The 25,537-nt window shown below is 41.8% G+C and carries 20 protein-coding genes; 5 read left to right on the plus strand and 15 right to left on the minus strand.

What is annotated here, in order from left to right; genetic code table 11:
* Positions 1-45 precede the first annotated feature (45 nt).
* On the minus strand, positions 46-1,083 hold the full coding sequence (locus tag C161_RS27850; protein ID WP_036674363.1) for an ROK family protein: 1,038 nt from the start codon (positions 1,081-1,083) through the stop codon (positions 46-48).
* A gap of 199 nt (positions 1,084-1,282) precedes the next feature.
* On the minus strand, positions 1,283-1,552 hold the full coding sequence (locus C161_RS27855; protein ID WP_036674365.1) for a hypothetical protein: 270 nt from the start codon (positions 1,550-1,552) through the stop codon (positions 1,283-1,285).
* A gap of 109 nt (positions 1,553-1,661) precedes the next feature.
* Here C161_RS27855 and C161_RS27860 point away from each other — a divergent pair, with 109 nt between their 5' ends.
* On the plus strand, positions 1,662-1,880 hold the full coding sequence (locus tag C161_RS27860) for a helix-turn-helix domain-containing protein (RefSeq protein WP_036674370.1): 219 nt from the start codon (positions 1,662-1,664) through the stop codon (positions 1,878-1,880).
* 481 nt (positions 1,881-2,361) lie between these two features.
* Here the strand turns inward: C161_RS27860 and C161_RS27865 are convergent, their stop codons facing one another.
* The gene (locus C161_RS27865; RefSeq protein ID WP_036674372.1) at positions 2,362-4,326 is read right to left on the minus strand and encodes a hypothetical protein; all 1,965 of its coding nucleotides are present in this window, start codon (positions 4,324-4,326) and stop codon (positions 2,362-2,364) included.
* A 955-nt stretch (positions 4,327-5,281) separates the two neighbouring features.
* On the opposite strand from C161_RS27865, the gene C161_RS27870 reads away from it, so the two are divergent.
* Positions 5,282-5,893: a TetR/AcrR family transcriptional regulator gene (locus C161_RS27870; protein WP_036674373.1), complete on the plus strand. Its 612-nt coding sequence runs from the start codon at positions 5,282-5,284 to the stop codon at positions 5,891-5,893.
* 106 nt (positions 5,894-5,999) lie between these two features.
* Here C161_RS27870 and C161_RS27875 read toward each other — a convergent pair whose 3' ends face one another.
* From C161_RS27875 to C161_RS27920, 10 genes are all read right to left on the minus strand, one after another.
* The gene (locus C161_RS27875) at positions 6,000-8,297 is read right to left on the minus strand and encodes a glycoside hydrolase family 66 protein (protein WP_235193966.1); all 2,298 of its coding nucleotides are present in this window, start codon (positions 8,295-8,297) and stop codon (positions 6,000-6,002) included.
* A 108-nt stretch (positions 8,298-8,405) separates the two neighbouring features.
* Positions 8,406-9,284 carry a carbohydrate ABC transporter permease gene (locus C161_RS27880; protein ID WP_017686990.1) on the minus strand — a complete coding sequence of 293 codons (879 nt, stop codon included), beginning with the start codon at positions 9,282-9,284 and terminating at the stop codon, positions 8,406-8,408.
* A 15-nt stretch (positions 9,285-9,299) separates the two neighbouring features.
* The gene (locus C161_RS27885; RefSeq protein WP_036674375.1) at positions 9,300-10,199 is read right to left on the minus strand and encodes an ABC transporter permease; all 900 of its coding nucleotides are present in this window, start codon (positions 10,197-10,199) and stop codon (positions 9,300-9,302) included.
* 73 nt (positions 10,200-10,272) lie between these two features.
* A complete protein-coding gene (locus C161_RS27890; RefSeq protein ID WP_036674376.1) occupies positions 10,273-11,919 on the minus strand; it encodes an extracellular solute-binding protein in 1,647 nt (548 codons plus the stop codon).
* A 53-nt stretch (positions 11,920-11,972) separates the two neighbouring features.
* The gene (locus C161_RS27895) at positions 11,973-13,595 is read right to left on the minus strand and encodes a glycoside hydrolase family 13 protein (protein ID WP_036674379.1); all 1,623 of its coding nucleotides are present in this window, start codon (positions 13,593-13,595) and stop codon (positions 11,973-11,975) included.
* A gap of 282 nt (positions 13,596-13,877) precedes the next feature.
* Complete coding sequence (locus C161_RS27900) at positions 13,878-15,170, minus strand: LacI family DNA-binding transcriptional regulator (protein WP_327196810.1); 1,293 nt, start codon at positions 15,168-15,170, stop codon at positions 13,878-13,880.
* A 47-nt stretch (positions 15,171-15,217) separates the two neighbouring features.
* Complete coding sequence (locus C161_RS27905; RefSeq protein ID WP_036674382.1) at positions 15,218-18,457, minus strand: AAA family ATPase; 3,240 nt, start codon at positions 18,455-18,457, stop codon at positions 15,218-15,220.
* Entirely contained in the window at positions 18,454-19,083 is a 630-nt protein-coding gene (locus C161_RS27910; RefSeq protein WP_235193967.1) for a hypothetical protein, read from the minus strand. Before C161_RS27910 ends, C161_RS27905 begins: the two co-directional genes overlap by 4 nt.
* A complete protein-coding gene (locus C161_RS27915) occupies positions 19,049-20,518 on the minus strand; it encodes a hypothetical protein (protein ID WP_200869441.1) in 1,470 nt (489 codons plus the stop codon). Before C161_RS27915 ends, C161_RS27910 begins: the two co-directional genes overlap by 35 nt.
* On the minus strand, positions 20,491-21,924 hold the full coding sequence (locus C161_RS27920; RefSeq protein ID WP_036674386.1) for a hypothetical protein: 1,434 nt from the start codon (positions 21,922-21,924) through the stop codon (positions 20,491-20,493). The genes C161_RS27915 and C161_RS27920 overlap by 28 nt, the downstream gene beginning before the upstream one ends.
* Before the next feature lie 112 nt (positions 21,925-22,036).
* Here C161_RS27920 and C161_RS27925 point away from each other — a divergent pair, with 112 nt between their 5' ends.
* The 3 genes from C161_RS27925 to C161_RS27935 all read left to right on the plus strand — a co-directional run bounded on the left by C161_RS27925 (position 22,037) and on the right by C161_RS27935 (position 24,034).
* Positions 22,037-22,282, plus strand: a complete 246-nt coding sequence (locus C161_RS27925; protein WP_235193968.1) for an amidohydrolase family protein — start codon at positions 22,037-22,039, stop codon at positions 22,280-22,282.
* Between the two features lie 16 nt (positions 22,283-22,298).
* A complete protein-coding gene (locus C161_RS27930; RefSeq protein ID WP_051450000.1) occupies positions 22,299-22,670 on the plus strand; it encodes a DUF554 family protein in 372 nt (123 codons plus the stop codon).
* Positions 22,671-22,993: 323 nt separating this feature from the next.
* Entirely contained in the window at positions 22,994-24,034 is a 1,041-nt protein-coding gene (locus C161_RS27935; protein WP_036674389.1) for an alpha/beta fold hydrolase, read from the plus strand.
* Here C161_RS27935 and C161_RS33530 read toward each other — a convergent pair whose 3' ends face one another.
* Together C161_RS33530 and C161_RS27945 are read right to left on the minus strand one after the other, a co-directional pair.
* Positions 24,035-24,217: a YdeI/OmpD-associated family protein gene (locus tag C161_RS33530; RefSeq protein ID WP_051450001.1), complete on the minus strand. Its 183-nt coding sequence runs from the start codon at positions 24,215-24,217 to the stop codon at positions 24,035-24,037. It lies immediately after the preceding gene.
* 398 nt (positions 24,218-24,615) lie between these two features.
* Entirely contained in the window at positions 24,616-25,533 is a 918-nt protein-coding gene (locus C161_RS27945) for a hypothetical protein (RefSeq protein WP_036674391.1), read from the minus strand.
* Positions 25,534-25,537: the final 4 nt, after the last annotated feature.

Genomic DNA, 25,537 nt, shown 5'->3' on the forward strand with positions numbered 1-25,537 from the left:
GCTTTATTCCTAAAAATAGAATACTCGTAAAAGCTCCTTTTTCCTTTACCACTGCTTCTCAACCACCTGAATGCGGTAGGTCAGGCTCTCCAGCGTCACCGCGACCAGCCCAGTTACATATTCGCGCCGAGTGTCTCTTTGGATGATTAACTCCGGCATGTGCTCCAATGGAATCATTCGATCCAAACAACCTTGCGTCAGGTCATCCCGCATCGCCGGGTCCATCGTATCCCCTGTAACCACAATCGTAGCCGGGTTAATGATCGCGATAATGGACACAAGCGTCTGTACGACGAGTTCCTGCAAACCCTCTGTCGTTTTCAACATGCGCAATTGCTCTTCCCGTGACACGCCAAACGGTAGAAAAGATACCTCGCCCCCAAATTGTGTGTTCCCGGTCAGCGGACGACCATCAATGATAAAGCCTGCACCCGGAAAATGGTTCTCTGGGAAAGTCACCACCGCAAAGTTCTTCTCTTCCTCAAATTGCTGCTGGTTATACAGTCCATAGACCGTCAGGTTCATGTCGTTGCCAATGACCACTTCCACGTCTTCATACTGCTCCTTAAGCCTTGGCCCGAGTGGCTGATACATCAGCTCCGGTACGTCGCAAATCCCAATCACGCCGTTGTGTGCCACACCGGGTATGCCGATACCAATCGCCTGCACATTGTGGTGTTGTTCAATCAGGTTTGCAATTAGATCCTCTACCACCGTTACATTAATCTCTTCCAAAATGAGCGTCTGTTCGTCCGCCATCTCTCCGTTCAGATTGGCATATGTATGTGTGATCGAGTGAATTCCGCCCTCTGTTCGAATAATCAGGCACAGTACGCTGGCGTAGTCCGCATTGAATTGATATCGACTCGCCGGTCTTCCCCCACTCGATTCGTCTGGACCCAGATCGATAATTTCACCCGTTTGGAGTAATTCGTTCAGGATCGTGCCGCATGTCGCTACGCTGAGTTTCGTCAGGTTAGCAATGGAAGCTTTCGTGCCGACGCCCATGGACCGGAGCGTATTCTTCACCAGTTCAACGTTAATACGTTTGACCTGCTGAGTGTTGTGTGATGTGGGTAACATGGTAAGTTATATGCCTCCTTTCGTTCATTTCGAACCATTCAATGAATGTTTTTAAAAGTATTTTAATAATTGAATTTTAGGGGGATTTGGGAGGAAAGTCAATGCTAAATTGAGAGCGAAAAACGTATGAATGGACAGGCAAAAAGACAGTTCAAGATCATCTTGTGTGATCCTGCACTGTCCTTTAGTTAGGGTGGTTTTATGTAGACTGGCTCATTTGATTTGCCAAGATGCTCTTCTCCAGTCGGACTTCAAATAACTTTCGGTTCAGATCCTGTTCCATGGAATGTAAGTGATATGCTGCCTGTTTCACCGTGTCCATGTGTAGCACTCCTGCTCGCTTCGCGATAATGTCCATTGCGTCTAGGATGAGTTTGTTGCATGTAACCAGTTGGTCGACGTAATCGTCTTCTTGTTGGATGAGTTGTGCGTACTGCGAAGACAGCTCTTCACTGTTGGTACTTGTCATGTAACCACTCCTAAAATTGGTACGCATAAGAGTACCAGATATACAAAAAGTATATGGTACGCTCATGCGTAACGTCAATACGATATGGAAAATTCAGGAGTGATTTAGCATGGCAAAGAAAGTCGTTGTTAATATTCATAAGCTCACGGAAAAACATAATATCTCACTGCGCGAACTGGCACGTTTGTCTGATATCAGACACGCTGCGTTAAGTGAGTTGCAGTCTGGGAAACGAGAGAATATCAACTTTGCTCATATTGAACGGATTGCAGAGGCGTTGGGTATTGATGATATTAGGGAAATTATTGAGATTCGAAACATTTTGTAATACTTAATACTAACCATAACCCAGTTCCTTTTGAATTGTGTTGCTTAGATAAATATTCATTTCCAAACTTTAATTATATAAGGCATATTTTAGAATTAGTTAAATGCTTCACCCCGGCCGATAACATTGAAATATAGTATTAAGCAATTAATCTTAGCGTACGGGTTTAGCATCCATCAATAAGCAGGACACTAAATCCCATTAAAAATCATATTCGTTTTTTCAATCTACGTAGCCATGCGCCAGATCTTTGATAAATAAAGACATACCTTTAGCATTTCTCGTAGTGCTAAGGACTTTTTCAAACTGATAGGTCGCGATAATGGGAAATATATTATTTATAAACCACTCTTCGAAAGATGCCTCCAGATTTTCTTTCTCGAAGGCTACTTCGAATTCTGTCTTTTTACACTTAACCTTTATCCTTTGGTGTCACAATCTATAGGTATATTAAGCAAATACTTATGAAAATTTCAGAATATCATTTTTTTTCTTTTCTCGTCCTGTTTGCCCCTTTTTGTTTTCTATTTAGGTCAACCTTATTTTCCAGCTTAATATTTCTAATCATTTCTTTCCAATTTTGAATAATATTTTTTTTAGAATCATTTGACCAAGGTAAAAGAACCATTGCCCATTCTTGACCAAATATTGAAATTGACATTAGCAAAATAAGTACAGCTATATAAATTGCCATAGATTCATCATGTACAATTAAATACACTATAAGAGGAAGGAATCGGGCAACTATATTAAGAGAAATAAAAAGAAAGATTAATTTGACCCAACTTTGCTTATAAGCTCTCTTACTACCTAATTCCGTATCAAATCCAAGCAATTTTGCTAAGAACATCGTTAGTAAACTCCAGAAAAAAATAACCGAATTATATTGATTAATAAATGGCATCCCTTGATCCTTATATTCAATAAAGAATACTACTGGTGCTGATGCAAAAGATAAAATTTGAAAAAAGACAGCCATTACTAAACGAGTTTTTCTAAAATGATTGTACCGTGATCTCTGAAGGTCATGATATAACATCATATTAATATTCATATAAAAAACCAATAAAAAAACACTAATTAATATAATACTACTTACATTTTCAAAACCTTTAGTAAGAATAAAAAGTAATGGCACAAAAGTCACAAAATATTCTAAAGTAATGACCGTACTGCTGTGCAATGCTTCTTCTTTAGTTAATCCACTTTGCAATGAAGCACTATTTGAAATTCTTATTATTTCACTTATTACTACCAATGCTGTAAAGGTTGAATTTGCAGTCACAACTGCTAACCATATGTCTTCATTATGAAATATTACTGCATATCTCATTGTTGGATAGCCTAATTGCAAAGCAATTAAAATAGCTATAATGTAAATCAAAAGAAAACTTAATGTAACACTAGTTTTTATTTTTCTGAAATCTGTTCCAAATATATTGTTGAATAATGCTTGCCCCAGTTTTTTCCCAAAAACAAGATTCATCATTTCACTAATATTATTCATGTTAAATACAAAGGATGTTGAATTAGTTAATTTATCTAGAGGTGAGATTAATCTGTTTAGGCTAATGAAAACACAAAAACCGATTATAAAAATCAGAAAAGGACTAAAAAAAATTTTAATGCCATTAAATTGTTCTATCATTAAAACCAAAAATGCTAGTAAACTATTCGAAATAACTACTGGTAAAAAATGTTTTAAATACTCACTTTTCATTTTCTTATTAATCAGAAATGAGCTTCCCAACAATAAACTCATAATCACCAAAAATGCCAGACCTCTCAAAAACTCCTGAGTCCAATCTAATTTTAGCCCACCATTGTTGGCGATGATTAAAGAAACCGTTAAGAAAATGATAAGTGTAGATTTTTCTATACGTTTTGATTTCACTATTTTTAAAATTCTCAACGAGAAGTCAAGAGTTATTGTCATAACTAACCATATAGCTAGAACAGTGAAAAAAACGTTAAAATTATCATATGATGGTATTGCCGCTATGATTGGGCCAAATAATGCACCCATATATTTATATTTTTCTATAATTTGAAAATCTGATAAGAAGAGAACAAGCAAGATTATAATAAGAAAGAAAAGTTTCTCAAGTGTATTTGAAGAAGCTCCTACAAATATAATGCTAAGTGCAGAAACACAGGCGTATAGTAAGTTTTCAATCATTTTTTCGTTTCCTGAACTAAAAAATCCAATTTTTGTTAGTATTAGAGAAATAATTCGGAAAATAATTGGTATCACAATAAGCAGAATGGACCAAAATTTTAATTGTGAGAGAATTACAAATGGTACAACAGCGATAAGATAAAATATCACTGCTAATATAGCCCCTCTAGTTCCCCATCTTATAATTCTAATTGGATGGTTGTACATAAGCAGAAAAATAGGTAAACATATGGAAGCCAAAATATAAGAATACTGCAAAATAACCACCCTGTTAAAATCCCCTCTCTATAATTTAGACAGTATACAAGTTGTGTAAATTAATTATGTAATCTTCACCTTTTTACGAAGTATGTATTATCGAGGCTTTGAATCAAATCTCTCTCTAACTAGGCCTATACCCTATTGGAATATATCGAATTTTTATACCTACTTCCTAGATTAAATTTTTCAAAAACAAATTAATCCTAAAAACTGCTGAAAGAACCGAACGTAGAATGGAAACATAAATTCCATCTTCGAAAAATTAAAATAATGAAAATTGAAATGTCTGGTGGAAATAAACTCTAAGCATCTCCTAAAACTATTCCAATAAGTTATAGTTAGACTTGCTGTTCCTCATGAACATTGTGAGTTAAAACACTTGTTAATAAGCCTTTTAAAAAATGCTGAAAAACTTCCATTGCTATGATCGCTTAATTATTTATTTACGGATAACAAGCCAAAAAACTTTTGTTAATTCTATTAGCATTTCAAAAAATTATTCCCTCCCCTTTTTTCAATCTGCGACTGTTTGTTCCATTCCCCTAAATATAGGTGCATTATACCTTTTTTTTGATATGTTAGTAAGCTTGTATTTATTGAGATAGTTCGTTTCAACTCTCACAAGAGACTGTAGTCCTCAAGAAAGGGAAAAAGAACCTCTATAATTGAACCCCTAGATAACTTTGACTTTAAACGTTTAGTTAAATTATTTAAAAAAAAGAAAAAAATGGTGACTTATTATTTTGTCACCGAAATGTTAAAGAGTATTTTCGAATGACTGTTAAAGGACAAAAGTTAGAAGGTCAAGGTTGAGATGGAGTTCCTTACACTAATAACATTAAGAAGCGTATTGATAGTGCCGAAGGTGTAGTATATCTAATTATCCCCCATTTGACACCCACCCTCAAAAAGGTCTAACCTAATAACGAACCACCCATTCACTATTAAGGAGTCGTTCCAAATGGTGCAAGCCAAGAAAGACGAAGTCAGGAAAGAGATTGAATACGCGGCGCTCAAGGTCTTTTTTGAAAAAGGCTATGTGGATGCCAAGATGAGCGATATCGCGGAAGAGATCAATATTTCTGTAGGCAATATCTATACTTATTTTAAGAACAAGAAAGAACTCTTCTACGCCGTCGTGCCGCCGGATTTGGTGGATTATCTGAAAAATGTGCTGGTGGAGACGATTCACTTTGATAACCAGACCTTATTCGAGGAAACGGATAGCAAGCGAAAGTCGGCGCTGTTGCAGGAACAGGTAGACGTATTACGGAAATACCGGAATCAGATTGTTATCATCTTCGAAAAGAATAAAGGCACCATCTACACCAACGCCAAGAATGAGCTTGTCGAGCTGATGATCGAAACCAAGAAGGCCTATCTCAAGAATCAATATAAACGATATGAGATTGGCACCGAGGAGAACTTGATCTTACTGAACATTCTCGCACACAATGTGATCGACATGAACCTGGATCTATTGAAGCGGGATATGAGTGAGGACAGCCGGAAGCAAATTTTCGAAGCGTTGTATGTATACAGGCTGTATGGTATGAAGAGTCTCAACGAATAACACTCCATCTCATCATTTATATAATAAAAAGTTGGACGGATGAACGTAATGTTCTCCTCCCAACTTTAAGTATTTGTTCGTCTGCAATCTCTTCGTTCAAAGAATACTATTTGTCTTTCAATTCTACTACCACGCTGTCAATTTGCAAATTTGTATCCCCTAACGCTGTTTGGGAGAATGTAATCTTCAGGCTGCCATTCGTCACTTTTACGGTTTTAGAAATGGTTGTATATTCCTCTCCATGAGGGATAGATACATAAACTGGCTTTCCCCCATAACCCGTTAATTGCATGCGACTGCTTGAGGGGTTACCGGTATTCTGCTTTACCTTGGCGCTAACGGTGTAGGTGCCCGGGTTCAGACCAGAGACCGTTTGGAATACGCTGGCAGTATACGGCTCAGAACCATAAATCCAATACTTACTTCCTTCATAGGCATCATTAGAATCTACGCCATGATCAGCTGTTCCAGTATATGTCCATCCCTGTTGTCCATTCTCAAATTTACCGTTAACCACGTACTCCTTCATTGACGGATCTGTCTCACAGCCCGAATCTTCAGCACTCATATAAATCATATTCCAATACTCCAAGGAAGGGACAGTAACTTTTAAGTATTTTCCATTTCTATCTTTCCCCTTCGTAAAGGCCAACGGTTTCGATCGTCCATCATTGGCATCGGGCGAAGCCAGCCATACGCTGTTTACTTCATTCGAGTAATAATACTTCATTTCGAAGTTGGAGATTTGCTGCGGTGTTTCCTTTTGTCCGTCATTGGCTCTCCAATCCTTCCGGCTTACTCCGAGCAAATTGATCATTTGAACGATCTCATATTGGCTATCTTTCTTGCCATAAGCCCAAATTTTGTTGGCATCTCCATAGGCACTGCTGGCATATGCCGGAAACTCAATACGATTCGTTGTCTCTGTTTGACCATCGCGAAGCAGGTTTTCGTAAGCTACAATGAAGTCATACAACTTGCTTGTGCGATGCTGCAATTCTTCTGTCATGTACAAGTTCTGATCGGGAAAATACTCGTTGCTTAGCATATTGCCGTTATCACCAAGCTCCATCCGTGCACCGCCAGCAGCATACACACTGGCACCTGTCAACATGACGGCCGCTGTATTAAACGGACTGCCTGGGTTCTGCTCACCGTAGTCGTAGCTCATATAAGCGGGAACGACAAGTGATTTCCCTCCGCTCTCTCTACGAGACTGTTCAATTTCTTTTTTTAGAGAGTAATAGGTGTCATACAGCATGCCGTCACTATCTCGGTCCCATGGCCAAATCTCAGCATAAAGTGCATCCACACTGGATTTGTTAACGTTTTCAATCCCTTGTGCGCCGACCGGGTTAAAGACAAGTTTCTTGTCACCTATCGCTTGTTTGGCATTGTTTAAAAATTCCGTGTACGTGTCTTTTACATATAGGGTCTGGTTGTCAGCGGTTTTCATTTTTCCCCATTCGCCCACAGTATCACCATGCCATCCGTCAAAATCAAAGGTCTGAAACACCTTATTCATTTCGCCAAAAATATAGTTCTGCCACCCTGGATTTCTCGGATTAAAAAAATAGAGATGTGTTATACCTGTCGATGTGGAATCCGACATTTTAAAACTGAAATTCCCCTTCCCATTCGGGTTATCATCTGCATAATAGAGGGCCCAATCCCGCTCAACTCCATCTAGGTCATAACCAGATGTCGCAGCATAGATCATATTGTAAGCCATATTGGATATCCCTTTTGCTTTTGCCTGCGAGATGTAACTTTTAATTGTATCTTCGTAAATTACCCGACCTGACCAGTCTTCCCACTGAACCAGGTTCGATGAAACAGGCTTGTGATGCCGGTACTTCCAATCATAATATTGCAAAACATTAATATGATAGTTTTTAAGCTTGTCGATTCTTTCCGTGGTATTGGTATTTAGACTGAAGTCCCAAACATACCCGTAACGAGGGAATTTAGTCCACGTAGAAGATACGTCAACGCCGACCGTGTCCGAGTCAACAATCGCTCCGGCAGCGTCTTTCACGTGCACTTCAATCAGATATCCTTTAAAATCGGACTCCGGGGCAATCCAGTTGGCCATCATCATCAGATCTGTATTGTTATTCAAATTTAATGCCTTCGTTATGGTTTCACCGACCTGCTCCTGTAAATACTTTGCTTTAATCTCTACCGAACCTCCAACAATATTCCGTCCTAATTTGTTTTTCAGATCAATGCGGAGCTCGACCTTCGATCCAGGATCATACATTGCCTTATCTGTCGTTACATCATACAACAGCTTCCCCGTACTTGCTGCTTCACTTATATTCGGATGTAAAGCAATCTGGCTAAAAAGTATAACTCCTATTAATAAAATTATTCGAGGGACTTTAATTCGATTTTTTCTCAAGAAAATCATCCTTTCTTCATTCGTATGTCAAAAAAATGGAAGCGTATTTATAATTTCATAATTAGAAGAAGGGGGCCGATTAAACCTGCCCTCTTCGGATTTCGTTCCTTATTCTTTCACTGATCCGATAACCAATCCAGAAACAAAGTATCTCTGCAAGAATGGATAGATTAACAACACAGGGATAATGGAAACTACAATTTTAGCTGCATTCAGCGTTTTATTCGAAACGGACGCTAGCGATTTTAATTGTGAAGGGTCCGTAACCTTCGTCACATCAACAGTCAATTGCTGAATATAGGTTTGAAGTGGATAGTTAGACGAGCTATTCATATACAGCAAACCGCTAAAGTAATCATTCCAATGACCAACCATTGAGAATAAACCGATCGTGGCCAATGCAGGCAATGAAATGGGAAGGAATATACCAAACAAAATTCTGAGTTTGGATGCACCGTCCATAACGGCAGCTTCTTCAAGCGCATCCGGAATACTTTTGAAAAAATTCATCAATAAGATGACGTTAAAGATCGGTACCGCCCCCGGCAAAATAAGCGCCCATATCGAATCGATTAGTCCTAAACTCTTAATAACCATGAAGATTGGAATCATTCCGCCAGAAAAAAGCATGGCAAATATCATGCTATTCATATACATATTACGTGCATGAAAACTATGCTTATTTTTGGACAATGGATAGGCCATCAGAACAGATAACAATAAATTCAAAGCAGTACCAAGGACTACCCTCTCCACGGAAATAACAAACGAACGCCAAAACTGTGTATCATCGAGTAAAAGCTTATAGGCATTCAGATTAAAATTAACAGGCCATAGACCAACCAGATTGGCTTGGGCAGCTGATTTATCACTAAAGGAGATCGACACCATATTAAGCAGAGGTAAAAAGCATAGTGCGGTCAATAATAATAAAACAATCCATATACACGCATCCGCAAAGCGGCTTCCGAATGTTTTTGATCTCATTGGTCTCTCCCTTCCTTAAAAAATCCGCATTTTCACAAGTTTAATGGATAATTGATTTGCGGCTATAAGCAAGGTAAAAGACACCACTGATTTAAGCAAACCAACTGCAGTCGCAAAACTATATTGTTGTCCAAGCAGACCAACACGATAGACATAGGTATCAATAACATCCCCGGTTTCATAGACAATCGGATTATACAGGGCAAAAATTTGATCAAAACCGGCGTTAAGGATATTTCCTAAGTTTAAAGCTGAAATAAGCATGATCGTAGGCAAGATTCCTGGAAGTGTAATATAGAGAAGTTGTTTGAATCTGCTGGCCCCATCAATTGACGAAGCTTCATAAAGCCCCGGATCAATGCCCGTTAGAGCGGCGAGATACACAATAGCCCCATATCCGAATCCTTTCCATACATCCGTACCAATGATAATTTCTCTAAACCAATCATTGCTTGCCAAGAAAAGAACAGGGTCTAATCCGAATAATTGTACGATTTGATTGACGGGTCCGTTGTAGTCGAATACGTTAATGACAACAGCAGCCACAACCGCCCAGGATAGAAAGTTAGGTAGATACACGATGGTTTGCATCGTTTTTTTCGCCCATTTTAGTCGAATCTCGTTTAATAATAAGGCAAACACGATAGGTACAATGGTTCCAAAGATGATTTTCCCAAGAGCGATTACCACTGTGTTTCTTAGAATCTTCATGCTATCGGGAATCTCGAACATATATTTGAAATTTTCCAAGCCCACCCAAGCTGATCTAAAAAGCCCTTTCGCCGGAGTATAATCTTGAAACGCCATCAGGATGCCAAACATCGGGACAAAGCTAAAGATGATCAAAAAGATAAAACCTGGCGCCATCATCAAATGATACCCAAGCTGTCCCACCACTTTTTTCCCTTTTCTCATACTTTCCCATAACCTTCTTTCAAAAATGTTAGAAGTGGGCACAAAGCTTGACTTGTCCCCACTTCAACCCTATTTATTTATTCATGATGGCCTGTGTAACTTCGTTGGTTATGTCACTTCCCCCGGTTCTGTTCCAAGTATCGACGAAAGTATCAAAATAACTCAATGGCTCCTCCCCCATCACAATCTTAAGAAAGGCTTCATCCTCCAATTTAACCAGGTTCGTCCATTTCAGCTTCATGCTCTTGGTTTGACCAAAGAATACAGGGTGTACATCATTCACCTTTGTTTCCGCCATTAATTTAGCTCCTACCATTCTGGACATGTATCCACTCCATTGATTGGCATCGGCTTTCTCCGGGTCTTTCATGTAACCTACGATTTTATCGTACGATGTTCGGTCATCCAGCGTTAACGTTTCATATTCTTTCTCCCCGTCAACGGTCGCCTTCAAATCCTTGTACATTTGTGCGGTTGCATCGTTATAGTTCACCATAATTCCCAGCGGTTTGCCGCCATCGAATCCACCTTTAATAAATTCGACAACCGGTTCATAGTTCAGATCTTCATTTACCAGCTTGTCATTCAGTGCGCTGGTGAGTTTCGGAAGCAGCTCCGGATGCTCGAACCCTTTTCTAACCACATAAAATTCAGCGGCTGGATTTTGGGTGTATGCCGTTACTTCTCCGCTGCCATCTTTAGAAATAATATAGGGTCTCCAATCCGCATCATTATTTTGGCGTTTGGCATCATTTAGCGGATAATCTGCCGACCACCAAGGACCGAAGAAAGCGCCTGCTTCCCCGCTGATAATTACGGATTCAATGCTATCGCGCACAGCCATTTGCCGATCAATCAAGCCTTTTTTATACCAGTCGGCAAGCAATCCTAAGCTCTGTTTGGTTTCCTCCGTAGTAGACCCGTATACAACTTCCCCATCTTTATCCAGCCATTGGCGAGGGAAGGATTGATAGGTTGCAAAAATATTATCGGCCTGAAATAGTGAGCCGTATAAACCACCGATAGATTTTGCAAGCACTAATCCTACGGTTTTCCCTTTTCCGTTGCCGCCAGGATCTTTTTGTACAAACTCGGTGAGGATCTTCTCCATATCTCCAACCGTCTTAGGTTCGGACAAACCCAGCTTATCAAGCCAATCTTTTCTTACCCATAACATCGTCGGAATATTGGCATTAGAGGTTGATGGCATAGCCATCAGCTTCCCATCAAACGTGGCTGCTTCCAGTACTCTTCCCCCATAGGAAGCATATTTCTCTTTCACGATATCCGAAGTGCTCGACTCATATACTTCTGTTAGGTCAGCGATCATATCATTATCAACCAATTGACGTAATGTTTGCTCGTCTACTGCCATGATGTCGGGTAAATCGTCTGAGGCTACAGCCATTGCTACTTTCTGATCATAGTTATCTCCAGATTGAGCCTCGAATTTATTTTCATTTTGAATATTCAGCGTTTCTTTCAAATACTGTGTAAAGGCATTGTCTTCGTAGCTTTGGCCTCCAGGCAGCTTAGGAATGCCTGGTGTCGATTTTCCGACGGTATAGGTAACGGTTTCAGCATATTTCCCATATGGCGTTAGTTCTTCGGCTGTCGCTGTTGAATTTGCGCCTTCAGGACTGGAACTTGTTGAACACCCCGCCATAAGAACGCTTACAGACATGAACACTGCAGTCGCTGATATCAATATTTTTCTCATTCCATGCTACCCCCAACACTAAGATGTATTACAACAAGGTTCTGATCATTAATTTACACTTCAACAGCAAAAGCTTCGTAAGGATTTAATAACAAATTGGCAAAATCAACGGATTCCCGATCATAGTTGCTGATGATTATGTTCTGGCTTTGACCAAAGTTCGGCATATTCAAAGTCGCCTTTTCTGGACCGAAATTCGCAACTACGGCCCATGTTTGGCCTTGATAATGCCTTAGATACATGAATACGTGCGCTGGTGTATCTACCAATTCATAATCTCCCCATACGAGAATAGGATTAGCTTTCCTTAACTGAATTAGTTGTTTATAACAATAAAAGATCGAATTCGGGTCTGCCAGACTGGCTGTCACATTCACTTCCCGATGATTAGGGTTGACGTGCAACCACGGAATTCCTGATGTGAAACCGGCCTGTTCAGAATCATCCCATTGCATCGGAGTTCTGGAGTTATCCCGCCCCTTAGCATTGATAGATTCAATAATTTCTTCATGTTTGTATCCGCTTTCGAATCGTTCATGATACATGTTAATGCTCTCAATATCCTGAACCTCGTTAATATCCGTTACAGGGTAGTTGGTCATTCCGATCTCTTCCCCCTGATAAATGTAAGGCGTCCCTTTCATGAGATGAAGCAGGATGGCAAACATTTTTGCACTTTCGACCCGATATGCAGAATCGTTCCCCCAGCGCGACACAATCCGTGGACAGTCATGATTGTTCCAAAACAGGCTATTCCAACCTTCGTTCCCTAAGGAGACCTGCCACTTACTAAGAACCTGTTTTAATTCGTTCACATCCAGTGGCTTAAGATCCCACTTTTCCTTCCCTTCTTGTTGATCCAAACCAATATGTTCAAATTGGAAGACCATGGACAACTCGTTGCGCTTGGGGTCCGAGTACAGCTTGGCGATTTCAGGTGTAGCCCCCCAGGTTTCTCCAACGGTTAAGACATCGTATTTCCCAAAGGTTTCTCGGTTCATTTCCTGCAAATAATCGTGCAGCTTAGGCCCATTTCCGGTTACTCCCAGATCGGGGATTTTCCCCACCAAATCGATAACATCCATTCGGAAACCGCCGACCCCTTTTTCCAGCCAGAAGTTCATCATGTCCCATACTTCTTGTCTGACTTTCTCGTTCTCCCAGTTAAGATCCGGCTGTTTTTTACTGAAGAGATGAAGATAATATTGATTGCTCTCCGCATCGTACTCCCATGCACTTCCACTAAAAGTTGAACGAAGGGAGTTGGGGACGTCGTTGTTTAGTGGATCTCTCCAAATGTAATAATCACGGTATGGATTATCCTTGCTCTTCCGAGATTCAATAAACCACTTATGTTCATCTGAGGTATGATTGACAACTAAATCCATAATAATTTTGATATCGCGCTGACCTGCTTGCTCAATTAACTCATCCATATCTTCCATTGTGCCAAACTCTGGCATAATAGCTTGGTAGTCGCTGATATCATATCCGTTATCATCATTAGGAGACTGATAAACAGGACTTAGCCATATAGCCGTAATCCCCAATTCTTGCAAATAATCCAATCGGTTGATAATGCCTCTCAAATCTCCAATACCATCGCCATTGCTATCCTGAAAACTTCGAGGATAAATCTGATATATGACCGCAGTCTGCCACCATTTTTGTTTCAAAGCTTCCACTCCTTACTGTCCATCGTTTTGTGATAATTACTTAAACGTTTAAGTTGACTCAATCTCTCTAAATGTGCTTAAAACACCTTGATTCAACATAATTACCCTACCGAATGAATCCTTTTTAAACTTAAAATAATGTAAATCACTTGGATTTTACGTAAACGTTTACTCTATATTGCAAAAAAAGATTCTCACCTCCAAAGCAGAATTACCTCCGATATTATAGAGCGATTATCTACATACCGGAGCGTAACCATTTGCCTTATTACAGAGTTAAAGTTATGTCTTAGATTTTACGGTTTGTCTTTCCACAATGGAATGGCTGACGATACTGCTAGAAACCTCTCCCTGCTCTTCAATTAATGTTATTAATTTTTCAACAGCAATACGTCCCATTTCAGCCAATGGTTGATGAATCGTTGTCAAAGGCGGGTAAATGATTTTTGCTAAATTTAAGTCGTCGTAACCGATGATAGAAAGCTCTTCTGGAACCTTTATCCCTTTTTCAAAAGCCATTCCCATAGCTCCAATCGCCATTTCATCACTAGCTGCGAAAAGGGCTGTGAAAGGTGGTGCTTCCTCCAATAGCTTCGCCATAGCTGATCTTCCACTTTCCATATGGAAATTTCCGTAAGCTATTTTAGTTTCTTCAAAAGGAATCCCGTGATCTGCAAGAGCTTGTCGGTAACCCTCAACGCGAGGAATACCTGCTACAGTGTCCCAAGGAGTTCCACCGATCATCGCAATGTCAGTGTGTCCTTTTTCAATTAAGTAGGCAGTTGCTTGATAAGAAGCTTGCCGATCATCGACCTTCACATACGGGATTGAGTATTTGGCAGAATGTGTGTTAACCAATACAACAGGCATCTTCATATTTTTCAACTGATGATAGTATTCATCTTTCAATATCTCACTTGTGAATACAACACCATCCACCTGTTTTTCCCGAAGAACCTGTAAATATTTCATGGTCCTTTTTCCATCTGCTGCTGTATTACATACGATTACACTGTAATCCTTCTCATTGGCAGCTTCCTCAATACCATAAAGAATCTCGGACGTGAACCCACTGGACACATTGGGAAACAAAACGCCAATGGTTTGTGTCCTTTTATTGATGAGTCCCCGAGCAATAGCGTTAGGGTGGTATCCAAGTTCTTCAACAGCTTCAAGGACTTTAACCTTTGTTTTATGAGAATAGCCATTTAAATTATGGAGCACTCTCGAAACTGTGGCTACGGATACGTTTGCCGCTTTGGCTACATCCTTAATCGTTGGAGTAATAGTCTCACCCCATTTCTTAAATATACGTCTTACGTAAACGTTTAACTGAAGTATAATTACAACCCTTTCATTTGTCAACGACTCTTGTAAATGGGACAATGAAATCGCATTCACACCAATCAATCCATTGAAGCCCTGAGATACATTGGATATCGGCACACAGATCAAGGAAGTAGATGAGGTACTTAACTCCGTATGGTGAGTCAAGACTGGGATTGGCACGCTCATTATTGGCAACATCCCCTCAGTCAACAAAAAAACATGACCACCCGCCAGATGGGTGGTCATGTTCGGTTCATATTTTCTATTGTTCCATTAATCAAGTTCAAGAACGATTAATGACCCTGTTCTTGTATCTCCGCTTTTTTCTTGATTCGTATCAATGCACTGCGTGTTATTCTGGCATCGTGGTACACAGCGAAGGCTTCGCTGAAATAGTTCAAGTAATCGGACTCGTGGGATTTGGGGGATAGAATAATCATTTTGCGTGCCAATTCGTCACGGTACAGTTCAAATACTTTGGCTTTCCTGCTCTCGTCCAAGGCACTGTCGAATTCATCCAGCATAATGTAGCCCGGATTCGCGTCAATGGTTTTCATGAGTGCCAGTGCAAACAGCAACGAACCTAGCGATTCCTCGCCACCGGATACACCCTTGCCAACCTTGCCGCTTCGACCTTTCATGCTGATCTCTTCCAGTGTACCCCGATGCCCTTGCTTGCGTGCTTTAATATGAAGGAAATACTTAACGTTCCCCTGTTTCTGCTCCTGCATGTCCCAGCTGACTTCACCATCGAAGGAGAACTTGTCCATATAATGCACAAAGCGCTGATGAATTCGCCTTACTTCATAATGAATGGTATTCATCAGCTTTTCCTCCAGGTCCTCCAGACTCTCTTCGAGCTGCTGCAAAAGCGAACGCGCCTCCAGCACCCCCTGAGCTCCCCGGTCATATTCCTGTTTCACTTTCTCATAATTTTCAAGTGCATTCTCATCTATCGCCTCTCTGCAAGCGAGCTGCAATTGCGTTAAAGCCATTTCCTTCTCATGTCGAGCTTCCGCTTCGTTCCATTGCATCTTGACGGGAAAGTCCGGCTGCTCTTCTGTAATAGCTGCAAATACGGCGGGAAGCTGCTCTGCCCAATTGAGATAAAATTGTTGTTCGGCTGCATAAGCTTGCTCCGCTACACCACAACGCTCGCTAACCTGTTTCTTTTCCAGCTTCAGATCGTCCAGAACCCGATTGGTTGCTGTGATAAACTGCGCTTTTTCCCTAAGTCTTCGGGCCGTTGATTCCAGCGCACGCTCCAACTGATCGCTCTCCGCCAGCTTGTCCTCCAACTCGCGCTCTAGCTGTTTAACGTGTGACTTGCTACGTTCCAGTTCATGCCCCAATTGCCGGAGACGCTCCAGTTCCACATTCTGATCACTAGCCTCATGATAAATGCTCATGTATTCTTGCAACGTCTGGAGCTTTAAACGCAGCATCACAATAGGCTGACTTAATGCCTCTTGCTCCAGTTGGAGCTGATCTCTCTTCTCTTTCCATCGTTGGAGTTCATTAACTGTACGTTCCCACTCCTGCTTGGCCCAATCTCTTCGAGCCACATCCGCGATCACACCCTCGGCTGTCCGAATCTGATGCAGTATGGATCGAATCGACTTCAAGCGCTCTTCGCATGTATCATATTGCTGATGGACACCCTCCAGACGTTGCTCCAGCTTGAGCACTTCTTCATCCGTTTGTCTGATTCGGAGCGCAACGCCGCGCGGATTAAGCAGCCACTGCTCTTTTTCCTGCGCTCCCCGGCGGCCCCATGAATCTAGAAGCTGTCCGTCCTGTAAACCTGATTTCTGTTCTTTCACTTGCGAATGCAGAGTATGAATCCACCACAGGGCTTTCTGCGCAGCCGCATATCGTATATCATCCAGTCCCTGCTTGACCCTCAGACCCTGCTCATCTAACACATCGAGCGCTCTTTCGGGTACAACCTCTGGCAATTCGACGTGATACAGATCGGTTGGCGCCCGGAAGCCTTTCCCATTCACAAACAACGTATATTTGACGGGCTCCAGCCTTTTTTCCAGTTCCAGCGGCGAATGCTCATCCATCTCAAGCAAATCCCTCAACGTATACACCGTGAGTCCCCGTTCTTCCAAACTCCGAATCGATGTATCTTGTCTAATGCTTCTGACTTCATCCCTAGTTAATGCTTGTCTCTCCTTACGGAGCAATTGCAGCATATCTTCAAGCTTGCGCCGTTGATCCTGTAATTCAATGCGTTTCTTCTCTAGTTGCTGCGCTTCCAGCTCCAGGCTGCTGCTTGAGCCATACTGCGCAACCATCGCTTCTGCTTCTGTTAGTTTGATCTCATGCTGCCTGAGTTCATAATCAAGCTTGGCCGAAACCTTCGTTAGCGCATCCCACTTTTCATCCGCATGAATATGCGCCTGTTTCTTTTCTATGAGCTCTTGCTCCAGCCGATCAAGTTCAGCTTGATGGATCTGCAATCGTTCTCTTACCTCTGCTTCTGCATAGGGTACATTCTGAATGCGCTCTTGCAGCTCCTGTAGCTGATCCGCTAACTTTCGGTGCTCCAGCACCCGCGCATCATGCTCTTCGTTAAGGTGATTCACCTGGATCTCCAACTCATCCAGTACACAATCCATGACCTCTTTTTCCTGAGTGCGTTGCTTCATTTCCTCGTCATAACGTTTATGGTCACTCTCCAGCTTCACCCATTTGTCTATTTCCTCACTATGACGATCCTCGATCTCTTCCAATTTGTCCTTCAGCCTGAGATATTCCTGTTCATATTTCTCACGGAGTGTAGCAGAGGCCGTTAACGTAAGCTGCAGACCAAGTAAGCGACGTTCATTACGGCTGAGTAAACGTTCCTTCTCCTGCTGCCAATTGCCCAAATTCAGCTTATGTTGATGCTGGTTGCTTTCTGCGGTCTGTAACGCTTGCTGCGCTTCTTTTTGTTCTTCTTTTACACTCTCCCAATGCTTCTGCATCCGGTCAATACCTGTCATTTCGCTGAAGATACGGAATCGTTCCTCCGGACGCATCACCGCGAACTGATTCACGTCCTGCTGATACCAGATGAGATAAAACGTATCCGGGTCAACTTTGTACTTATGTTGCAATTGATGTCGATATTCATGTAGATGGTTGGTGCTATCACCTGTGACATAGCGAGTTTCCTTATCCCAGTTCCACGCTTCTTCTCCTTCGTATATCCAAAACTCTTTCTTAACGGGATCTCCAGGTTTTTGTTCCATATTAAGCCGAAAACCAACATAACCGGCAGCTTCCACTTGATGATTGCCCACATTCTCAAACACCAGTTCGATCGTTGCTCTCCAGACCTGATCAGGTGGCAAGTTACGGGAACGCAAACCATCGACTAGCACCTTTTGAGAAGCCAGCACAGCGCCTATGCAAAAGCTGATTGTCGATTTACCCGATCCATTCGGTCCTCCAATCAGAACATGATCTTGACGATCACCCAGTTCAAGCTGGGTATCCACAAAATCCCGAATGCCGCTAAAACGAATAGCCCAAGGTGTCATGAGTCTGCACCTGCCGTCAGGTTGTAACGTTTGAAGAACTTCAACACATCGTCCATATGAAGCTGCTGAGAATGACTAAATTCGGCAAACCGTTTCAAATACGAATCCGAGAACAGACGACTTCCAATCGTTGTCAGCGCGTAAGCTTCCTCGTTGGAGGGATTCTCGTATTTCACAACTGCCCCAAGTTTCATCAGCGCATCCAGGTTCATCAGAATTTTACGCCGCACGTCCAGCGATTCATGCCCGAAGGCCTCGAGCAGCTGTGCAAATAACGTATATTCATTCTGTAAAACCTCCTGATGATAAAAAATGAACATCAAGAGCGCAAGGCTTTCAGATGAAAGCAAATCTCTGGCCTGTCTGGCTGGGACATGAATCAGGGCCACGATCCGGTCTCTGCGTTCATCATAGACGACCTGAAAGTAGCGGCTAATGGATTGGTTTACCCTTTTCAAAAAAGAAATAAGTCCTTGCTCATCCTCCTGCTTTAACTTCAAAATCTTCATCACCTCACGCTTGGACAATCCAAAACTGTCACTTCGCACGGATGCGGAAGAAGAAAACATAATCTGCACAAACGCATATTCCTCATCCGGGCTCAGTACCGCGGTCAGTCGTTCCATCGCTCCCAATGGAAGCTGCCTGTGTGTTTCCTCCAGTTCGTTGAACGGCATATTTACCCCTTCCTCTCTCTACAATCTCCCATTCTTTGTCCTGAATTGTTCCTTCCGTTAAACTTTCAGGCTGTACTTCTGTACTCTCGTCAATCGATGCTTTCTGAGCACCAGTAAGTGCCGCGACAGCGAGCAACGCATTGACTGCATCTGACCAATGATGCGATCCCGCCTCCAGCAACAGCTCCTGTAATCCCAAACGCTCTTTCTCCTCCAATACACGCTCCACTTCATCCGTTCGAATGTTCGTCTTGGTCATATGCCATTCCACTTCCTGCAACCTAGCTTCCAGTTCCTCTTCCGTCCATTCCTCTGCCTGAATATACTGCGGCTCAGCGTATTCCTGAACGGGCTCCGTAGAAGGAACATAATTCTCCAGATAGTGCACGGTATCGGCCAGTTGACGGTTGGAGATGGGAGAAGCAAACTGAACCGGGACCCACATGCCATCCAGTCTCTCACCGGAAATACGATCCTGCTCCAGAAAGCTCAAAATCTCATGACCACTCGGCAACTCCGAATCTGAACGCTTGAAAAATGATTGAATAATAAATTGACGAATCGCTTGTGGAGATATCTCTTGTCCAACCTCCGTCTGCTGCAAGTGTGAGAATTTCAGAAATTTGTTCAACGTCCCCATCGATACTTGAGTCCCCTCGAACATGACTTCCGTCCCCCTCTTCAAAATCGGCGCAAAAGTAAAACCTTCTTCAAATGTAGAAAACCGTTCCAGACGTTCATCCATCCGGGCATTTAATTCCTGCATAAGCTCCACAATGATCTGAATCTGTGGCAGCGCATGTCGATCAGCGAGAAATTCCAGTTGGCGTTCTTTCAATTTCTCTACAGCATCTTCAACATTACGAATCATGCTTGCAAGCCGATTACCTCCCGAAATGCCTTTGTCATCATAGGCCTCACTTAGGTCCGCATCTCGCTTCGCCTGAAACAAGGAACGGGCAATTTCATCCTGCATGTAATACGCGAGTGAATCATTGGCAAGCCGGATGAGCATGTCCATCATGCGTTTTCCCGCATCCATCATCGTCAAACGTTTCTTGCCGCGAATGATCCAGTTATATTTTTGCAACACATTTAGCAAACGCTCCATCGGAATATTCGGCTCAGTTCCATAACGATTCCGAAAGCGATAAAACAAAGCCTCCAGATCCTCCAATGGCTCGTCCAGTCCAAGGGCTTCACGTTGAATGAGATTCAACATTTTCAGAACCTCTAGCACTTTCAGCGGCTCCTCGAAATATTCACGCAGTTCGGTTAACACACCTGCCAGCTTGACGATATCCCTTAGCGCTTCCTTTTGAAGATGGTCCGGGGTATCAGCGCCCAGAATTGAGATCATACTGTTGCCAACCAACTCATCCAACGCTCCGCACCTCCCATCTCGGCTTCCTGTTCTCCAGCGTGCCCGAGAGCAAGCCTTTTCTCCATTTCGGTCTCGAAAGATGCCCATTGGTGAGCTTCACCTTGAAATTGCTCCCTTTGATTGGCGGACGAGATCGGAAGAATCCATTTGGTGATTAAAGCCGTGTGAGACTGCAACAAGGATTCCACATTTTTCGTGATAACGAATCCCGCATGATCGATGTCACACCAGACTACCACTTGCTCCAAGTGTTTAGAATGTGTTAGCACGTCAGTAATAAATTTGCGGTGTCCACCTCGTAGTTGACCATCTATTCCCAACACCAAACTGTCTGAACGCATCAGAAAATCAGGCTCTGCTACCATTCGTGTAACAACCGCACGATTCTCCACAATCCACAGAACACGACATGTCGTATAGAAATGAGTGCTAAATACCGTCAGATCCGTCGTCGCATGCAGGAAACCCTGTGGATACTGAAATCCACCCGTTCCGCTTAATTGACCTGCAAAATAGACAGGTGTAATCACACCTTGACTGGACAAACCGATGACATGCAACGGAAATCCGAGATTTTGCTCGAATTGCTCCAAAAAAGAGAGCTTGTGTATATCAAAACGTTTGGAGCCACCAATCGTACGATAATGTCGTGCCCCAATCTCTTTCCAGTCAAAAGAGGTCTTGATGGAAACAATCTCGGCAACAGCTATAACGAACTCGACATACAGTAAAAGTTTCTTATGGGTCCAGGCTGAACGATCCATCTCCAAAGAGTCAGCAATTTCGTTCATGCCAGATGTTTGCTTCAATACTGAAACGAACTTCTCCACAAAGCGCCAGAAGGCTTGGCGGTACTCATATATTTGATTCGTTTTCGCTGAGTCTTCTGGGAAAATGTTGGGGTCCTCTTTTACAGCATTCAGTACAGTCGTTAAAGCACTGCACCAATCCTCAACTAACTCCTGGCTTTTTTCTTCTTCTTGCAACTTTTTCAGTTCCAGCAGTTGGTATAACCTGTAGCCCATCCTGTATTCACTTTGTTTTCCCGTCTTTCCGTCGGGTTCATATCGTACAATTCGTAAAATAAAACCTCGGTGCAACAACGCTTGTATATCTGATTCCAGTAATCCGCTTCGCTTCAGATCCGTGTCTGTTTTTCGAACACCTGTGCTGTAAAATAAATGAATTGCCCTCTCTTCTATGTCGCTAAAAGCATTTAGGCTATGATCTTCATCGTCCTCCATCATCATAGCCGTAATTCTAGCAACTCTTTTCCTGATTCTAGCGGATACCTGATAGACATCCAATGCATATATTATTCCAGCGTCTGTGACTGGATTGTCTTCAAGCTCCAGACCTTTCTTCAGATAATGCTTATATATAAACTCTTTCATCTCGGGATTCATGATCCATGCTCATCCTTCATCATTAATATCTTGTATTGTTAACATAACACTGGTATAACTACATGCAAATAAAGTCCGCTAAACAAGAAAGCTCGAACGCTTCTTTACGAATTTGACCAACAAACAGGTCATCGACATGGTGACTCGAACCAATGCGAAGATCCTAGGTATTGATCATGTTACAGGGACGGTGGATATCGGGAAAAATGCCGATCTGATTATCATGGAGCAAAATCCGCTGGAACATATCGAGGCCTTGTCAGACATCGCTATGGTCATGGTCAAAGGAAATCTAATTCAAACACCATCTGTCACAAGAATCAAAGAAGTTGACGATGTTCTATACTCAGTTTGGTAAATTCAGGAGTTAAATCATGCTTGGGATATTGATCAACTGTTTTTCCATTATATGCGGAAGTACCTTTGGAGCCATCTCCAAAAGGTTCATGAATGACGGTTACAAGTCCATACTCAATCAAGTGATTGGGATCAGGGCGCTCATCATAGGCATGAGTACAACCATGAGCAGCATATCGACCAGCCAATATCAGATTATGTTTATCATCTTCCTCACATTAGGCGGGATCATTGGGCAACTGATTAACTTCGAGAACATTTTGTCCAATATCATGACCAAATTCTCGTCCAATGGTTTAAATGAAAGATTAACGGTTGCCATCTCATTGTTGTGCGTGGGATCGATCCCAATTCTGGGACCACTACAAAGTGCATTACAGGGGGGGTAATACCTTTTTGCAAATCAATACGATTTTCTCGGGCATTACGTCATTAATTCTGGCATCCACTTTCGGGATCGGCATCATCTTTTTTATCCCGATCTTTCTGCTGTAACTTCAGCATACTGAGGTCTTTTCATAAACATAAAAAGATATTCAAGTGGCGGCCTTGGTCCTGTTCATCAGGACTGAGGTCTTTTATGTCCAACCTGAGACGGAGAGCACATTCAATCTGGCGTACGATTTGAATCAATGACGAATCACGTAAGATAGAGTTATGAGTTTATGAACAATAATCACTTCAAGACATTGAACCAGAGGAGACATATCCTATGAACAAAATGAAAAAAACAGGTTTGTGGCTTGGCGTTACTACTTTAACACTATCACTCGTTGTTCTTTACTTTGCAACATGGACGCCAAAAATAAAAGGCACAAACCCTATTCATGTATTGGAACAAGTTAAAATCAACGTTACGGGACATGAAATCATGATCAGAGGACAGGATCTGGACAACCCAGTTATCCTTTATTTACACGGTGGACCGGGTGCATCTGAACTTCCGTACGCGAAAAAGCACCAAGATTTATTAGAATCTCAGTTTACGATTGTGAACTATGATCAGAGAGCAAGCGGCAAATCCTATCATTTTTTCGAGGACTATTCCAATCTCTCAGCTGATGTGCTGGTTGAGGATCTACTAGCCGTCACGGATTATATTACTCAACGTCTGGGGAAGAAAAAGGTAATATTAATTGGTCATTCATATGGAACATACATAGGAACTCTTGCTGCGCATCGGGCACCCGATAGATATGAAGCCTACATTGGGATCGGGCAGATGGCAGATACACAACAGAGCGAAACGGACGGATGGAATTACGTTATGGAGCAAGCCCAACTGGCCGATAATCATGAAGACATAAACCAGTTGGAGCAGATCTATGAACCGATCAAACAAGGACAGGCATTCACGCCGCGAGATATCGTTAAACGTTATGGAGGCGCATCAAGGTTGATGGACAGCCCTGACACCAGCTTCCTAGGAATGACGTTCAGCCATGAATATAATATGCTGGATGCCATTCGTTATAATAAAGGAATCATTTATTCGCAAGAAATACTGATAAGGGAAGCCATGAGCCGTCCTTTGCCTTCCTTGATTACGAAGCTGGATCTCCCCTTTTATTTTGTCATGGGAGATTACGACTTTATGACTTCAGCCCATGCCGCCAAGGTGTTTTTTGACCAGATTGAAGGAAAACAAAAGGAATTCATTGCCTATAAAAACTCGGCTCACTACCCACATTATGAAGAGAAGCTAAAATTCTTTGATTGGATGGTAGATACCTTTATCAAGCAAACACCTTAATCAAGCATTCCTTTGCCGTCCGGGTGTCAGTACTTCAAATGCGGCCTGGAAGGCAGGATTCTCATCGAACTGCTGCTGAAGTTCCTCGGGAACAGTGTATCTCTCTGTCTTCTTTTTCTCCACTAGCAGACCTGCTTGTACATTATCTTTTTGCTGGATTAAGATACCATGGGTATTTTTCAACAAAACATCTTTATAAATAGGATGTCACAGTAATCCTTGACGTTTTTCCCGTTCAACGTGTAGCACAGATGTATCCATTTATAGTCTTTGGTCAGCTCCCAATCTCTTTCGATCAAGTACTCTATGCTCTCGGGGGAGTTGAGGGGTGTACTGCGGGTAAGTAGGGAATTGTTCTATAACTTGCCCTTTAGTTTCATGAATTAGAGCAATGGTGTATGTCTTGAATACCACCTCAAGAAAGGATATTTCAATAAAAAAAAAACTAATACCCCAAAAGGATATCAGTTGTTTTTTTACAGCATCATGATTTGATATTTTCAGAAGCTTCGCTAATTTTTGTTCATTGACAGAAACAATCAGATTGTAACCTATATATTCAGAAATATCCTTGGCCTTTATTAAGGATTGGCTACCATATACTTATCGATCCCCGCTTTAACCATTTCAGAATTGGCTGGAGAGAACCCATGGTTAAAGTTCTTTTGTTTAAACCTTAGTGTGGCAGTAGCATCGCTATAACTCACCCAATAACTAATGTTACGATAAGTTTCAAACGATGTTTGTGTTTTCACTCGAACTTTATACAAATAATTATAAGTCCTGTAATCAAACGTTCCTCTAAAATAATCAATTAGAGCACCTGAACCTGTAATCAAAAGACTTGTAATGACCACTGTAGACCATGCGCCTCCAGTGAAAGCGCCCACTATAATGCTTAGAATAGTGGAAACAGCCGTTCCAGCTGTAAAGGTAAATTGATGCGATTCATGCTTAGTCATTGATCCAATTTTTCTAAATAAATAACCCAAATCATCGAAATACCATACCCCAGAACTTCCAAGAAATTTATAACCGTCACCATATACTGAGTCTACCAATCCATCGTCAGTAACAGGTTCATTAACTAGAGCTTGAATTGTAACATCAGATAATTTTTTTTCAACCAGGCTGTTCTGGCCCTGATTTAATGAGTTTTCTTCAATTGCCTTAGATATATGTTCCTCAGGAATGCTAAGGGTTACTTCTTCAACATAGTCATCGAAACGAGACAGTTCCACTGTGCCATCACTTTGAGTGAATGTTACTTGACCAGATTTTAAATCAAGCTTTGTTGCGTCTACAAAGTTCCCATTTGGATCAAAAACCTCCGTATTAACATAATTTGTAGTTTCTACAACTTTAATCGTGTAACCATCATCTGTGATAGCCGTCTCTTCTTTTACAATTTTATTCTCCACATCTGCAAAGATCGTCATAGGAAATATAGCTGTTAACATAGCGATAATTAAGATAATACATAAACTTTTTTTCTTCATTGTA

The organism is Paenibacillus sp. FSL R5-192, from assembly GCF_000517845.1.
Taxonomy (GTDB): domain Bacteria; phylum Bacillota; class Bacilli; order Paenibacillales; family Paenibacillaceae; genus Paenibacillus; species Paenibacillus amylolyticus.

Excerpts from the sequence above, each read along its gene's own strand:
- C161_RS27920 (WP_036674386.1), bottom strand. The coding sequence starts at position 21,924 with ATGAATCCCGAGATGAAAGAGTTTATATATAAGCATTATCTGAAGAAA.
- C161_RS27885 (WP_036674375.1), bottom strand. The coding sequence starts at position 10,199 with ATGAGAAAAGGGAAAAAAGTGGTGGGACAGCTTGGGTATCATTTGATG.
- C161_RS27910 (WP_235193967.1), bottom strand. The coding sequence starts at position 19,083 with ATGGAACGACTGACCGCGGTACTGAGCCCGGATGAGGAATATGCGTTT.
- C161_RS27900 (WP_327196810.1), bottom strand. The coding sequence starts at position 15,170 with ATGACCACCCATCTGGCGGGTGGTCATGTTTTTTTGTTGACTGAGGGG.
- C161_RS27905 (WP_036674382.1), bottom strand. The coding sequence starts at position 18,457 with ATGACACCTTGGGCTATTCGTTTTAGCGGCATTCGGGATTTTGTGGAT.
- C161_RS27890 (WP_036674376.1), bottom strand. The coding sequence starts at position 11,919 with ATGAGAAAAATATTGATATCAGCGACTGCAGTGTTCATGTCTGTAAGC.
- C161_RS27860 (WP_036674370.1), top strand. The coding sequence starts at position 1,662 with ATGGCAAAGAAAGTCGTTGTTAATATTCATAAGCTCACGGAAAAACAT.
- C161_RS27935 (WP_036674389.1), top strand. The coding sequence starts at position 22,994 with ATGAACAAAATGAAAAAAACAGGTTTGTGGCTTGGCGTTACTACTTTA.
- C161_RS27870 (WP_036674373.1), top strand. The coding sequence starts at position 5,282 with ATGGTGCAAGCCAAGAAAGACGAAGTCAGGAAAGAGATTGAATACGCG.
- C161_RS27930 (WP_051450000.1), top strand. The coding sequence starts at position 22,299 with ATGCTTGGGATATTGATCAACTGTTTTTCCATTATATGCGGAAGTACC.
- C161_RS27850 (WP_036674363.1), bottom strand. The coding sequence starts at position 1,083 with ATGTTACCCACATCACACAACACTCAGCAGGTCAAACGTATTAACGTT.
- C161_RS27945 (WP_036674391.1), bottom strand. The coding sequence starts at position 25,533 with ATGAAGAAAAAAAGTTTATGTATTATCTTAATTATCGCTATGTTAACA.
- C161_RS27880 (WP_017686990.1), bottom strand. The coding sequence starts at position 9,284 with ATGAGATCAAAAACATTCGGAAGCCGCTTTGCGGATGCGTGTATATGG.
- C161_RS27855 (WP_036674365.1), bottom strand. The coding sequence starts at position 1,552 with ATGACAAGTACCAACAGTGAAGAGCTGTCTTCGCAGTACGCACAACTC.